Consider the following 12,788-nt stretch of genomic DNA (forward strand, 5'->3'; position numbering starts at 1 on the left):
TTGGGGCTGCCAAGCGGCCCCGTTAACGCAGCGCGCAGGCGTATCGAATGACTCTATTTAGCTAAAACAGGGGGCTACTTTGTTCTTGGCACAAGAAATAATCCGTAAAAAACGTGACGGGCAACCGTTGAGCGAAGCTGAGATCCGCTTCTTCATTAACGGCATTCGCGATAACGTGGTGTCAGAAGGGCAGATTGCTGCGCTGGCGATGACCATCTATTTCCACGACATGACCATGCCAGAGCGTGTGGCGCTGACCATGGCAATGCGTGATTCCGGCACGGTGCTGGACTGGAAAAGCCTGTCGCTGAACGGCCCGATTGTGGATAAACACTCTACCGGCGGCGTGGGCGACGTGACTTCGCTGATGCTTGGCCCGATGGTGGCAGCCTGTGGCGGCTACGTACCGATGATTTCAGGCCGTGGTCTGGGCCACACTGGCGGTACGCTGGACAAACTGGAAGCGATCCCAGGTTTTGATATTTTCCCGGATGACAACGCGTTCCGTAAGATCATCAAAGACGTTGGCGTGGCGATTATCGGCCAGACCAGTTCACTGGCTCCGGCAGACAAGCGTTTCTACGCGACGCGCGATATCACCGCTACCGTCGACTCCATTCCGCTGATCACCGGCTCTATTCTGGCAAAGAAACTGGCCGAAGGGCTGGATGCGTTGGTGATGGACGTGAAGGTTGGCAGCGGAGCCTTTATGCCGACCTACCAGCTTTCTGACGATTTGGCCCAGGCGATCGTGGGCGTTGCGAACGGTGCCGGTTGCAAGACGACCGCGCTGTTGACCGATATGAACCAGGTGCTGGCTTCCAGCGCCGGTAATGCGGTCGAAGTGCGTGAAGCGGTACGCTTCCTGACCGGGGAGTATCGCAATCCGCGTCTGCTGGAAGTGACCATGTCGTTGAGCGTGGAAATGCTGCTGTCTGGCGGCCTGGCTACCGACGATGCTGACGCTCGTGCCAAACTGCAGGCGGTGCTGGATAACGGCAAAGCGGCGGAAATCTTTGGCCGCATGGTGGCGGCACAGAAAGGCCCAAGCGATTTTATCGAGCGTTACGACAGCTATCTGCCAGCCGCGACGTTAACCAAGCCGGTTTATGCCGAGAAACCAGGTATCATTACCGCGATGGATACCCGTGCTCTGGGTATGGCGGTGGTGTCACTGGGCGGTGGCCGTCGTCGTGCGACCGACAGCATCGACTACAGCGTGGGCCTGACCGATGTGGCCCGCCTTGGCGACACTGTCGATACGCAGCGTCCATTGGCGGTTATCCATGCCAACGACGAAGAAAGCTGGCAGCAGGCGGCAGATGCGGTACGCAGCGCGATGGTTCTGGGCGACAAAGCGCCAGAAGTCACGCCGGTGGTTTACAAACGCATCACCGAATAACCTCTGTCTAAAGAATCAGGAGTGGCAGCGGCCTTTTCGCTGTCGCCCTCAGCGTGAATACGCAGGAGAGTATGATGAAACGTACATTTATTATGGTATTAGACTCATTCGGCATTGGCGCGAGTGAAGATGCCAAAAGCTTTGGTGATGAAGGTTCCGATACCCTTGGCCATATCGCTGCTGCCTGTGCGCGCGGCGAAGCCAACGTGGGCCGTAGCGGCCCGCTGACCCTGCCAAACCTGAGCCGTTTGGGCTTGGGCAAAGCGGCGGAAGAATCGACCGGCAAGTTCCCGGAAGGGTTGGATAAAGACGCTGAAATCATCGGTGCTTACGGCCATGCCAGCGAGCTTTCCTCCGGTAAAGATACGCCATCAGGTCACTGGGAAATTGCCGGTGTGCCAGTCTTGTTCGACTGGGGCTATTTCTCGGACGAGCACAACAGCTTCCCGCAGGAACTGCTGGACAAGCTGGTGGCGCGTGCCAACCTGCCAGGCTACCTCGGTAACTGCCATTCATCCGGTACCGTGATCCTGGATCAACTGGGCGAAGAGCATATGAAAACCGGCAAGCCGATTTTCTACACCTCTGCGGACTCGGTGTTCCAGATTGCCTGCCATGAAGAGACTTTCGGCCTGGATCGCCTGTACGAGCTGTGTGAGATCGCTCGTGAAGAGTTGACCGAAGGTGGCTACAACATCGGCCGTGTGATTGCCCGTCCGTTCCTGGGGAATAAGCCAGGTGAGTTCCAGCGTACCGGTAACCGTCACGATCTGGCCGTGGAACCCCCGGCTCCAACCGTGCTGAAAAAGCTGGTAGATGAGAAGGGTGGCGAAGTGGTTTCCATCGGTAAGATTGCCGATATCTATGCCAACGTAGGGATCACCAAGAAGGTGAAAGCTACCGGGATCGACGCCCTGTTCGACGCCACCTTGATCGAGATGGAAAAAGCCGGTGACAACACCATCGTGTTCACCAACTTTGTTGATTTCGACTCCTCCTACGGCCACCGCCGTGACGTGGCTGGCTATGCTGCCGCGCTGGAGCTGTTCGACCGCCGTCTGCCAGAGCTGCTGAAGCTGGTGAAAGGGGATGACATCATCATCTTCACCGCTGACCACGGCTGCGACCCGACCTGGCCAGGCACCGACCACACCCGTGAGCACATCCCGGTTCTGGTCTATGGCCCGAAAGTCAAACCAGGTTCGCTGGGGCATCGCGAAACCTTCGCCGATATCGGCCAGACCGTCGCCAGCTATTTTGGCGTATCGCCGATGGATTACGGCAAATCCATGTTTTAATATCGCTTTAATGACGCTGGCCTTGATGCCAGCGTCTTTATTTCAATGAATTGAGGGAAGTGATTATGGCAACGCCACATATTAATGCTGAGATGGGTGATTTCGCTGATGTAGTGCTGATGCCGGGGGATCCGCTGCGGGCAAAATATATCGCAGAAACCTTCCTGGAAGGCGCAGTGGAAGTGAACAACGTGCGTGGCATGTTGGGTTTCACCGGCACCTACAAAGGTCGTAAAATCTCGGTAATGGGCCACGGCATGGGCATCCCATCCTGCTCTATCTATGCGCGTGAACTGATTGCCGAGTTTGGCGTGAAGAAAATCATCCGTGTCGGCTCTTGTGGCGCCGTGCGTGATGACGTCAAACTGCGTGATGTGGTGATCGGCATGGGGGCTTGTACCGATTCCCAGGTTAACCGTATGCGCTTCAAAGGCCACGACTATGCGGCCATTGCGGATTTCGACATGGTGCGTAATGCGGTAGACGCTGCGGCTGCTCAGGGCATCCCTGCACGCGTGGGTAATATCTTCTCCGCCGATCTGTTCTACACGCCAGATCCGGATATGTTCCAGGTGATGAAGAAGTACGGCATCCTGGGCGTAGAGATGGAAGCGGCAGGCATCTACGGCGTGGCCGCAGAGCTGTATGAAGAGTTTGGTAGCACGGCGTTGACCATCTGCACCGTTTCCGACCATATCCTGCGTCACGAGCAGACCACTGCTGCTGAGCGTCAGACCACCTTTAACGAGATGATCGTTATCGCGCTGGAATCTGTCCTGCTGGGCGACAAAGCGTAATGACCTCGCGGGCGCAGCACGCTGCGCCCCATTTTATCTATTCACCCTTATACCAACCTTTCTAGCTAATTCTTTACCTTTCCGCTAATTAGCGCTATTACTCTATTCATCTATCTATTCACTAATCTATTCAGCGATGAGCACAGTCGAAAAAATTCTGCGTAATGGACCCGCTTCTTCCCGGGAACTGACTGCCGCATTGGGGATCAGCCAACCCACGCTGTCGCGCCGTATCCGCGATTTGGCAAGATCGGTTCTGGTCATCGACAAAGGCAGATCCACGCGTTATGCGCTCAGGCGGGAGGTGGCTGGTGAGTCGCATTTCCCACTGTATCAAATCGATAAGCTGGGTAAGGCGCATCTGTTTGCCACGCTCTATTCCCTCTATCCGGCAGACAGCTGCGCGGTGTTCGATGAACAAAGCGGTAAGTGGCAGTTGTATGATGGTTTGCCTTGGTATCTGAACGATCTGCGCCCGGTAGGTTTTCTTGGCCGCGCCTGGGGGAAAGCCGTTGCACGGCAGCTAAAGTTGCCGGAAGACGTTCTGCAATGGAATGAAGAACAGCGCCTGGTAGCGCTTTGTCATTATGGTGAGGATATGAGTGGCGATCTGTTGCCGGGCGCAGAGAGTTATCAGCGTTGGTTAACGCGTGCGGCTGAAATCCCGGTACCGATGGCGGGCAAGGCCAAGTATTACGCTACGCTGTCTGCACGCGCATTAGCGGGGGAACTGATTGGTTCTTCTGCCGGTGGCGAGCAGCCCAAGTTTAGTGCCTATGCCGAACTGTCGGGAGGTCGCCGAAGTCATGTGTTGGTGAAGTTCAGTACGGTACCGGACAACGCCATTGCGCAACGCTGGAGCGATTTGCTAATCGCAGAGTCATTGGCATTACAAGTGGTTGCAGAGGCCGGGTTGTGTTCCGCACCGACAACGGTGCTGTTTGGCGATAACCAACAGTGTTTTTTGGAGATCGAACGATTTGATCGTATTGGTGAACATGGGAGAGTCGCTCTGGTTTCACTGGAAGCGTTGGATGCCGAGTTTAGCGGCAGCGGCGGGGCTAACTGGGTCACCGCAGCGGAAAAGCTATTGCAGCAGGGGATCATCGATCATCAAACCTGGAAAACAATCGGTCTATATTGGGCATTTGGCAGGCTGATCGCCAATAGCGATATGCACCAGGGGAATCTATCGTTCCTGCGTACGGAGCAGTGGCCGATGGTATTGGCTCCGTTGTATGACATGTTGCCGATGGCGTTTGCCCCTGCCAATAGCGGTAATATGCGAAAAACAGCGGTGGAAATCAGATTGGGCAATGAGGTCAACGGCCCCATTTGGCGGCAGGCCGAGTTGATGGCGGTTGAATTCTGGCAGCGTACGGCACAACATCCGCAGATCAGCGAATCGTTCCGGGCCATTGCTGCTCAAATGCGGGTACAGCTTCAGACGCTGAACGATCGTATTCAGCGCTTGGCTTAATCTTTCTTTGTCTCTTCCTGCTCTGCCGGTTTCTCGTCATCACCATCATCTACCGTGTTACCTTCTGCCAGCGGCGTGTTGGCGGTTAGCAGGTATGGTGACTGCTGCCAGCGGCTGCGGCGGCCTTGCAACAGGGTACGGGCCAAAATAATGCCGATGGCCAGTGCCAACAGGATCATCAGGCGCAGCAGGTTGGTGGTGTTATCCACCTGTTTGGATTCGGTGGCCAGTACGTGGGTATCCAGCGTTACGCGGATAAAGCCCAGCGGGCCATCTTTGCCCTGGATTGACTCGACAAGCTGGTGGTTGAAGTAGCTACCCGCGCGTTTGCCATCCAGCGCCAGGCGATCGCGCACGCTAATCTGCTCGCCGGAATGGGCGATCAGGGTGCCGTCCAACTGATAGACGCTGGCGTCCAGAATACGGCTGTGATCGGTCAACTGCGTGAGAATGCGCTCAACCTGCTGATTGTCTATGTCGCTGTCGCCATCCATCAGCGGAGTCAGGCTAAAAGCCACCTGCTTGGTCAAGGTTTGTGCCAATTCTTCGACCTGTTCCGATCGCGCCATTTGGTGGCTCAGGCTAAAATAGGAGGCACCTTGCATCAACAGCACCAGCAACGCCAGGCAAATCAGGATAATCGCGGTGCGATGCAGGCGGAATTTCAGTTTAGCTTTAGCCATTAGGCTTCCTTTAGGGCGGTCATCCGGGAGTCACGATTGACCACCTGGCTGTGCGGTACCGGGATGTACCAATACCGCGAGCGCAGCGATGCGCTAGAGCGGCCAACTAGAGATTCATAGGGTAATATGTTGCCAGAAGCAATGGCGATAGGATAGCTTGATGCGTCGTTTTATCATGCAGTGTTATTCAGGAGTTAAGGATGCCAAATAGTCTGACCTATTGCGATCTCCCCGCTGAGATCTCTCAATGGCCGGGGTTGCCTCTTTCGTTGAGCGGTGACGAAGTCATGCCGCTGGACTATCGGGCGGGCCACACCGGTTGGCTACTATATGGCAGAGAACTGGATAAAGAGCGTATTACTCAGTTCCAGCGCAAGCTGGGTGCCGCGATGGTGATCGTGACGGCCTGGGCGGTGGAAGATTATCAGGTGGTTCGCCTGGCGGGCACGCTAACTGCGCGCGCCAAACTGTTGGCGAACGAAAGCGGGTTAGACGTTGCTCCACTGGGAAAAATCCCTAACCTGCGCAAGCCGGGCCTGTTGGTGATGGATATGGACTCGACGGCGATCCAGATTGAGTGCATCGACGAAATCGCCAAGTTGGCCGGGGTGGGTGAGCAGGTCAGTGAAGTGACCGAACGCGCGATGCGTGGCGAACTCGATTTCACCGCTAGCCTGCGCCAACGCGTGGGTACGTTGAAAGGGGCTGATGCCAATATCCTCAAGCAGGTGCGTGATGAATTGCCGTTGATGCCTGGGTTGACCAGCCTGGTGCGCAAGCTGCAGGCGCTCGACTGGCACGTCGCCATTGCCTCCGGCGGCTTTACCTATTATGCCGAGTACCTGCGTGACAAGCTCAAGTTGGTGGCCGTGGCCGCCAATGAACTGGAGATCCGCGACGGTAAGCTGACCGGCGAGGTGCTGGGGCCGATCGTGGATGCGCAGTTCAAGGCCGATACTTTGGTGGCGCTGGCAGAGAAGCTGGGGATCCCACCGCAGCAAACCGTAGCGATCGGCGACGGTGCCAACGATTTGAAAATGATGCAGGTGGCCGGGCTGGGTATTGCCTATCACGCGAAGCCTAAGGTCTATGAGAAGGCGCAGGTCTCGATCCGCCATGCCGATCTGCTGGGAGTGCTCTGTGTGCTCTGCGGCAGTTTGAAACACGATGTGAGGTAAGCTGTGGCAAAAGCAGTAAAGCGGGCATTTGTCTGTAATGAATGCGGCGCTGATTATCCGCGCTGGCAGGGGCAATGCAGTGCCTGTCAGGCCTGGAACACCATTACAGAAGTGCGCCTGGCTTCAGTCTCCTCTTCCGCTGCTCGTAGCGAGCGTTTAAGCGGCTATGCGGGCGATGCCGGTATCAGCAAGGTGCAGAAGCTTTCGGACATCAGTCTGCAAGAGCTGCCGCGTTTCTCTACCGGCTTTCTGGAATTTGACCGCGTACTGGGCGGCGGCGTGGTGCCGGGCAGTGCGATCCTGATCGGCGGTAACCCCGGCGCGGGGAAAAGTACGCTGCTGTTGCAGGTGCTGTGCAAACTCGCCGAGCAGATGAAAACCCTGTACGTCACCGGTGAAGAGTCGCTGCAACAGGTCGCGATGCGTGCCCATCGTCTTGGGTTGCCCACCGGCGGCCTTAACATGCTGTCAGAAACCAGCATCGAGCAGATCTGCCTGATCGCCGAGCAGGAGCAACCACGGCTGATGGTGATCGACTCGATCCAGGTTATGCATATGGCTGATATCCAGTCATCGCCAGGCAGCGTGGCTCAGGTGCGCGAAACGGCGGCCTATCTCACCCGCTTTGCCAAAACTCGTGGCGTGGCAATCGTGATGGTTGGCCACGTCACCAAAGATGGCTCGCTGGCCGGGCCGAAAGTCCTCGAACACTGTATCGACTGTTCCGTGTTGCTGGATGGCGATGCCGATTCCCGTTTCCGTACGCTGCGCAGCCATAAAAACCGTTTTGGTGCGGTCAACGAGCTGGGCGTGTTCGCCATGACCGAGCAGGGGCTGCGTGAGGTGAGTAACCCTTCCGCGATCTTCCTCAGCCGGGGTGATGAAGTGACCTCTGGCAGTTCGGTGATGGTGGTCTGGGAAGGTACCAGGCCACTGCTGGTTGAGATCCAGGCGCTGGTCGATCACTCGATGATGTCTAACCCGCGCCGCGTTGCCGTGGGCCTGGAACAGAATCGTTTGGCAATCTTGCTGGCAGTGTTGCATCGTCACGGTGGCTTGCAGATGTCCGACCAAGACGTTTTTGTCAACGTGGTGGGCGGCGTCAAGGTTAGCGAAACCAGTGCCGATCTGGCATTGCTGTTGGCGTTGGTCTCCAGCCTGCGCGACCGCCCATTGCCTAACGATCTGGTGGTGTTTGGCGAAGTGGGGCTGGCAGGGGAAATCCGCCCGGTGCCTAGCGGCCAGGAGCGTATTTCCGAAGCGGCCAAACACGGTTTCAAGCGGGCGATCGTGCCACATGCCAACGTGCCGAAGAAACCACCGGCCAATATGCAGGTATTCGGCGTCAAGAAGCTGGCGGATGCGCTGGACGTGCTGGAACAGTTTTATTAATTGCCGCCCGCTGCGCGGAATATGCTATTTTGTTTAGCATAATAAACGGGAGGGTTTATGCGGCAGTTCGATTACCTCAAGGCAGCGATTAAGCAACAGGGATGTACCTTACAGCAGGTAGCTGATGCCAGTAGCATGACTAAAGGCTACCTCAGCCAGCTGTTGAATGACAAAATCAAAAGCCCGAGCGCGCAGAAGCTGGAGGCCCTGCACCGTTTCCTGGGGCTGGAATTCCCGCGTCGGGAGAAGAAAGTCGGCGTGGTGTTTGGTAAATTTTACCCGCTGCATACCGGCCATATCTATCTGATCCAGCGCGCCTGTAGCCAGGTTGACGAGCTGCATGTGATCCTGTGCCACGATGAACCGCGCGATCTATTGCTGTTCGAGAACAGCTCCATGTCACAGCAGCCGACGGTCAGCGATCGTCTGCGCTGGCTGTTGCAGACCTTTAAATACCAGAAAAATATCCATATTCACTCTTTCGACGAAAAGGGCATCGAACCTTACCCGCACGGCTGGGACGTGTGGAGCAACGGCGTGAAGAGCTTTATGGAGCAAAAGGGCATCGTCCCGAGCTTTATCTATTCCAGCGAAGAGCTGGATGCCCCTCGTTACCGCGAACATCTTGGGATTGAAACCATCCTGGTGGATCCGGAACGGTCCTTTATGAACATCAGCGGTAGCCAGATCCGACAGGATCCATTCCGCTATTGGGACTATATCCCGACCGAAGTGAAGCCGTTCTTTGTGCGCACGGTGGCGATCCTGGGCGGCGAATCCAGCGGTAAGTCAACGCTGGTCAATAAACTGGCGAACATCTTCAACACCACCAGCGCCTGGGAATATGGCCGTGACTACGTCTTCTCCCACCTCGGGGGTGACGAGATGGCGTTGCAGTATTCCGACTATGACAAGATCGCGCTTGGGCAGGCCCAGTACGTGGATTTTGCGGTGAAATACGCCAATAAAGTGGCGTTTATCGACACCGACTTTGTCACCACGCAGGCGTTCTGTAAAAAGTATGAAGGGCGGGAGCACCCGTTCGTTCAGGCGTTGATCGACGAATACCGTTTCGATCTGGTGATCCTGCTGGAGAACAATACCCCTTGGGTGGCCGACGGCTTGCGCAGCCTGGGTAGCCCGGTCGATCGCAAGGCGTTTCAGTATTTGTTGGAAGAGATGCTGCACGCCAATAACATCGAATATGCTCACGTAGAGTCGAGCGATTACGAGGAGCGCTTCTTGCGCTGTGTCGAGCTGGTGCAGCAACTGCTGGCGGCGGACGCGAGCCGCTTGGCGTAACTGTAGCTATGTAAGATGACTGACTCGCAGCCCCCGTTGTGAGATGTGAGCCGCCCCCTGAGGCGGCTTTCTTATGGCTGCTTGGTGGGGTATCAAAAATTGATTTTATCCGTACATTGTACGGAAAATTGACGGCTATTTTTTCGTCAGTTATAGTGTGGGCCCGTACTTTGTACGTACGTGATGAAGAGGTGTTGAAATGAAAAGCAACCATTTACGTGGTGGTGCTGAAGCTCTGGCTATTCCAGAAGCCAAAAATACGCGTCTGGAGTTGAGAACCACCGCCGAGTTTAAAGAGAAAGTCCGCAGCGCATCAGCTTTACTGGGGGTTGATATGAGTGCGTTTATTGTGTTGGCAGCTATGGAATTGGCGCAGAAAACGCTAGATAAGCAACGTATGCGTTCTCTGACGGATGATGCCTGGAACAAACTCAATGCGCTACTGGATGCACCGGTGAAAGAACAGCATGATGATTTGGAGCGGCTAATGTTGGAGAAAAGTCGCTATGACAAAGAGTAATGCGGTCAACCATCAAACGACTTTTGCCGTTGCAGCATACGAGAAGGGCCGTACCTACCGAGGTGTAAAACAGTTTGATTGTGGCGACAAGGTCATCAATGACTATGTCAAAAGCAATTTGAAGCGCGATGGCGAGCGCGATAACAAAAAGCTATTTGTGCTATTGAACCCTCAAAAGGATGATGAGTTTGTTGGTTTTGTTAGCGTGCATTTATATATGCTTGGCAAGGAAGCTTTACCAGCAGAAGCTTTTATTTACTCACTTCCCAAAGCGGTGGCAGTGGTGAAAATCTCCATGATCGCCGTGACTAAGCAGTATCAAAAAGACGGCTGGGGAAGGCAGTTACTCAAGGTGGCGCTGGAACATGCTCTTGAAGTGGCCCTGGTTGCCAATGACGTCAAGGGTGTTTGTCTTGATGCCAAAGCAGAGGTGATTGATTTCTACAAAAGATATCGTTTTACCTTGGTAGAAGAGGTGCCAGATGAAAACGGCACCTGCCTGATGTTTCTGCCAATGAGCGAGTTGCTGGCTCTGGAAGACAAGCGTAAGCGGCTGGAGCAACGGGAAGCATCGTAATTTCATCATGTGTTATTACGTTCGATGAAAATATCCCTGGAATTGCTGATAAACCTTAACCTGCTACGCAGTCATCATCGGGACGAACATGTTCGTCCCTACAAACTCAGCATCAATCTAGTAAGCGATCACCAGCTTGCCCTGCATATGCCCATCCAACAGCTTGGCGTGTGCGGCGGTCAACGTATCCACCGTCAGCCCCTGTAGCGTTTCGCTCAGCGTGGTGGTCAACTTGCCTTCGTCCAGCAACTGCGCCACCTGCTTGAGGATCTCCCCCTGCTGGGCAATATCCGGCGTGGTGAACATGCTGCGGGTAAACATGAATTCCCAATGCAGCGCCGCGCTTTTCAGTTTCAGCGCATTTTGATCCAGCGGTTGGCTGTTCTCGACGATGGTGCAGATATGGCCGAGCGGGGCGACCAGATCGCTGATGGCTTGCCAGTGGCCGTCGGTATCGTTCAAGCACAGGATATAATCCACGCTCTCAATCCCTTCCTTGGCCAGGTTGCCTTTCAGGTCGCGGTAATCCACCACCAGTTCAGCACCCCGTTCGCGGCACCAGGCGGCCGATTCCGGGCGAGAGGCCGTAGCGATGACTTTCACCTTGCTACGCTGTGCCGCCAAGGGGATCGCCAGCGAGCCGACGCCACCGGCTCCGCCGATGATCAGCAGCGTTTTACCGGCAGCCGCATGCTGAATATTCAGGTGTTCAAACAGGGCTTCCCACGCGGTAAGCGCGGTCAGCGGCATCGCGGCGGCTTGCGCCCAGTCCAGGCTGGCCGGTTTATGCGCCACGATACGTGAGTCAATCAGCTGATGGGTGCTGTTGCTGCCCGGACGGGTAATATCCCCGGCATACCACACCTCATCGCCGGGTTTGAACCCGCTAACGCTGCTGCCCACTTCGAGCACCACGCCGCTGGCATCCCAGCCGAGAATACGTGGCTGCTGCAAACCCTTCTTTTGCAGGCCAGCATGAACCTTGGTATCGACCGGGTTAACGGAAACGGCTTTCACTTCCACCAGCAGATCGTATTGACCCGGTGCGGGTTTTTCTGGAGCGATCTCGATAAAACCGGCTGGATTTTTCGGATCGACGGCAATGGCTTTGATTAACATAATTGTGCTCCTTCGCATGAATAGTCCCAGTGTAGACCCTGAGGAGTAGAGTGATAAGATGGACAATAACTAACTAAGTGTTCGTCTGAGGTGAACAATTATGTTCAAGCAGTTGCAGGATATGGCGTTGTTTGCGCTGGTGGCGGAGTGCGGCAGTTTTACTGCGGCAGCCAAACGGGCCGGGCTGCCTAAATCCAGCGTCAGCCAGCGTGTCAGCCAGTTGGAACAAAAGCTCGGTCTGCGCTTGCTCAACCGCACCACCCGGCAGTTAAATTTGACCTTTGCCGGTGAGCGCTATCTTGAACATTGCCAGGAAATGCTCTCTGCTGCCGAACGGGCCGATCTGGCCTTGCAGCGCTTACGCGATAACCCCAGTGGCCGTCTACGCATCTCCACGCCTGCCGGGCTGGGGGCGACGTTGCTTCCGCGTCTGGCGGCAGATTTTCAGCGCCAATATCCGGATGTCTCGTTGGAAGTGTCAGTGTCGGATGCCATGGTGGATATGGTGCAGGAGGGCTTTGATGCGGCATTGCGTACCGGCAGGCCGCAGGATTCCTCGTTGATTGGCCGCCGTCTGGGGCATGCTCCCCGTTATTTGTTGGCTGCACCGGAGTATCTGGCCCAACATCCGCCATTGCTGCATCCGCAGCAGTTGCAGCAGCATCTTTGCATCGCTCACCGCGCCTGGCCCGCCTGGATATTGCGCCGGGGTGAGGAGTACTACCGTTGGCAATTGCCGCTGCGGCATACCACCGATAATCTGTTATATGCGCGCGAATGTGCCATTTTGGGGGCGGGCATTACACTGTTGCCCGCGTTTCTCAGCCGCGAAGTGGTCGCGCAAAAGCAGTTGGTGGAAGTGTTGCCGCAGTGGCAGGCCGAAGGGAATGAACTGTATCTGGTTTACCCGAGCCGTAAGCTTAATTCCCCGGCGCTAGCCTGTTTTATCGATGTCGTGATCCAGCATCCGGTCTTTGTGGATTATGCGCAGGCGCTGGATTGGGGATAACAAAAAGCCCGCAAAATGCGGGCTTGAGAGC

The 12,788-nt window shown here is 55.6% G+C and carries 12 protein-coding genes; 10 read left to right on the top strand and 2 right to left on the bottom strand.

The window, feature by feature from the left end; genetic code table 11:
- The first annotated feature begins 79 nt into the window (after window positions 1-79).
- The 4 genes from deoA to yjjJ all read left to right on the top strand — a co-directional run bounded on the left by deoA (window position 80) and on the right by yjjJ (window position 4,977).
- Window positions 80-1,402 (top strand): thymidine phosphorylase, encoded by a 1,323-nt coding sequence (deoA, locus tag KGP16_RS03595; protein ID WP_223500838.1) that lies wholly within the window; start codon window positions 80-82, stop codon window positions 1,400-1,402.
- Between the two features lie 74 nt (window positions 1,403-1,476).
- The gene (gene deoB / locus KGP16_RS03600; RefSeq protein ID WP_021179221.1) at window positions 1,477-2,700 is read left to right on the top strand and encodes a phosphopentomutase; all 1,224 of its coding nucleotides are present in this window, start codon (window positions 1,477-1,479) and stop codon (window positions 2,698-2,700) included.
- 65 nt (window positions 2,701-2,765) lie between these two features.
- The gene (gene deoD / locus KGP16_RS03605; protein ID WP_021179222.1) at window positions 2,766-3,497 is read left to right on the top strand and encodes a purine-nucleoside phosphorylase; all 732 of its coding nucleotides are present in this window, start codon (window positions 2,766-2,768) and stop codon (window positions 3,495-3,497) included.
- Between the two features lie 136 nt (window positions 3,498-3,633).
- The gene (gene yjjJ, locus KGP16_RS03610; protein WP_223498864.1) at window positions 3,634-4,977 is read left to right on the top strand and encodes a type II toxin-antitoxin system HipA family toxin YjjJ; all 1,344 of its coding nucleotides are present in this window, start codon (window positions 3,634-3,636) and stop codon (window positions 4,975-4,977) included.
- On the opposite strand, the gene KGP16_RS03615 is transcribed toward yjjJ, so the two are convergent.
- Window positions 4,974-5,660, bottom strand: coding sequence for a YtjB family periplasmic protein (locus KGP16_RS03615; RefSeq protein WP_021179224.1), 687 nt, complete (start codon window positions 5,658-5,660; stop codon window positions 4,974-4,976). The two genes, yjjJ and KGP16_RS03615, sit on opposite strands and share 4 nt — an antisense overlap.
- Window positions 5,661-5,860: 200 nt before the next feature.
- Between KGP16_RS03615 and serB the strand changes: the two genes are divergently transcribed.
- The 5 genes from serB (at window position 5,861) to KGP16_RS03640 (ending at window position 10,629) form a co-directional block, all read left to right on the top strand.
- Window positions 5,861-6,838, top strand: a complete 978-nt coding sequence (gene serB, locus KGP16_RS03620) for a phosphoserine phosphatase (protein WP_021808022.1) — start codon at window positions 5,861-5,863, stop codon at window positions 6,836-6,838.
- A 3-nt stretch (window positions 6,839-6,841) separates the two neighbouring features.
- On the top strand, window positions 6,842-8,230 hold the full coding sequence (radA, locus tag KGP16_RS03625; RefSeq protein ID WP_021808023.1) for a DNA repair protein RadA: 1,389 nt from the start codon (window positions 6,842-6,844) through the stop codon (window positions 8,228-8,230).
- Window positions 8,231-8,287: 57 nt separating this feature from the next.
- Window positions 8,288-9,532 carry a multifunctional transcriptional regulator/nicotinamide-nucleotide adenylyltransferase/ribosylnicotinamide kinase NadR gene (nadR, locus tag KGP16_RS03630; protein ID WP_059199648.1) on the top strand — a complete coding sequence of 415 codons (1,245 nt, stop codon included), beginning with the start codon at window positions 8,288-8,290 and terminating at the stop codon, window positions 9,530-9,532.
- 199 nt (window positions 9,533-9,731) lie between these two features.
- A complete protein-coding gene (locus tag KGP16_RS03635) occupies window positions 9,732-10,052 on the top strand; it encodes a DUF1778 domain-containing protein (protein ID WP_059199649.1) in 321 nt (106 codons plus the stop codon).
- On the top strand, window positions 10,039-10,629 hold the full coding sequence (locus KGP16_RS03640) for a GNAT family N-acetyltransferase (protein WP_059199650.1): 591 nt from the start codon (window positions 10,039-10,041) through the stop codon (window positions 10,627-10,629). Before KGP16_RS03635 ends, KGP16_RS03640 begins: the two co-directional genes overlap by 14 nt.
- Before the next feature lie 117 nt (window positions 10,630-10,746).
- Here KGP16_RS03640 and KGP16_RS03645 read toward each other — a convergent pair whose 3' ends face one another.
- Window positions 10,747-11,748, bottom strand: coding sequence for a zinc-binding alcohol dehydrogenase family protein (locus tag KGP16_RS03645; protein ID WP_094982175.1), 1,002 nt, complete (start codon window positions 11,746-11,748; stop codon window positions 10,747-10,749).
- Window positions 11,749-11,848: 100 nt separating this feature from the next.
- On the opposite strand from KGP16_RS03645, the gene KGP16_RS03650 reads away from it, so the two are divergent.
- The gene (locus KGP16_RS03650) at window positions 11,849-12,757 is read left to right on the top strand and encodes a LysR family transcriptional regulator (RefSeq protein WP_059199652.1); all 909 of its coding nucleotides are present in this window, start codon (window positions 11,849-11,851) and stop codon (window positions 12,755-12,757) included.
- Window positions 12,758-12,788: the final 31 nt, after the last annotated feature.

Origin of the sequence: Serratia sp. JSRIV006, assembly GCF_019968685.1 — a bacterium.
Taxonomy (GTDB): domain Bacteria; phylum Pseudomonadota; class Gammaproteobacteria; order Enterobacterales; family Enterobacteriaceae; genus Chania; species Chania fonticola_B.

What these genes read in the sequence shown, in the direction of transcription:
- serB (WP_021808022.1), top strand. Translation starts at nt 5,861, where the DNA reads ATGCCAAATAGTCTGACCTATTGCGATCTCCCCGCTGAGATCTCTCAA.
- nadR (WP_059199648.1), top strand. Translation starts at nt 8,288, where the DNA reads ATGCGGCAGTTCGATTACCTCAAGGCAGCGATTAAGCAACAGGGATGT.
- deoD (WP_021179222.1), top strand. Translation starts at nt 2,766, where the DNA reads ATGGCAACGCCACATATTAATGCTGAGATGGGTGATTTCGCTGATGTA.
- KGP16_RS03640 (WP_059199650.1), top strand. Translation starts at nt 10,039, where the DNA reads ATGACAAAGAGTAATGCGGTCAACCATCAAACGACTTTTGCCGTTGCA.
- yjjJ (WP_223498864.1), top strand. Translation starts at nt 3,634, where the DNA reads ATGAGCACAGTCGAAAAAATTCTGCGTAATGGACCCGCTTCTTCCCGG.
- KGP16_RS03645 (WP_094982175.1), bottom strand. Translation starts at nt 11,748, where the DNA reads ATGTTAATCAAAGCCATTGCCGTCGATCCGAAAAATCCAGCCGGTTTT.
- KGP16_RS03615 (WP_021179224.1), bottom strand. Translation starts at nt 5,660, where the DNA reads ATGGCTAAAGCTAAACTGAAATTCCGCCTGCATCGCACCGCGATTATC.
- KGP16_RS03635 (WP_059199649.1), top strand. Translation starts at nt 9,732, where the DNA reads ATGAAAAGCAACCATTTACGTGGTGGTGCTGAAGCTCTGGCTATTCCA.
- deoB (WP_021179221.1), top strand. Translation starts at nt 1,477, where the DNA reads ATGAAACGTACATTTATTATGGTATTAGACTCATTCGGCATTGGCGCG.
- KGP16_RS03650 (WP_059199652.1), top strand. Translation starts at nt 11,849, where the DNA reads ATGTTCAAGCAGTTGCAGGATATGGCGTTGTTTGCGCTGGTGGCGGAG.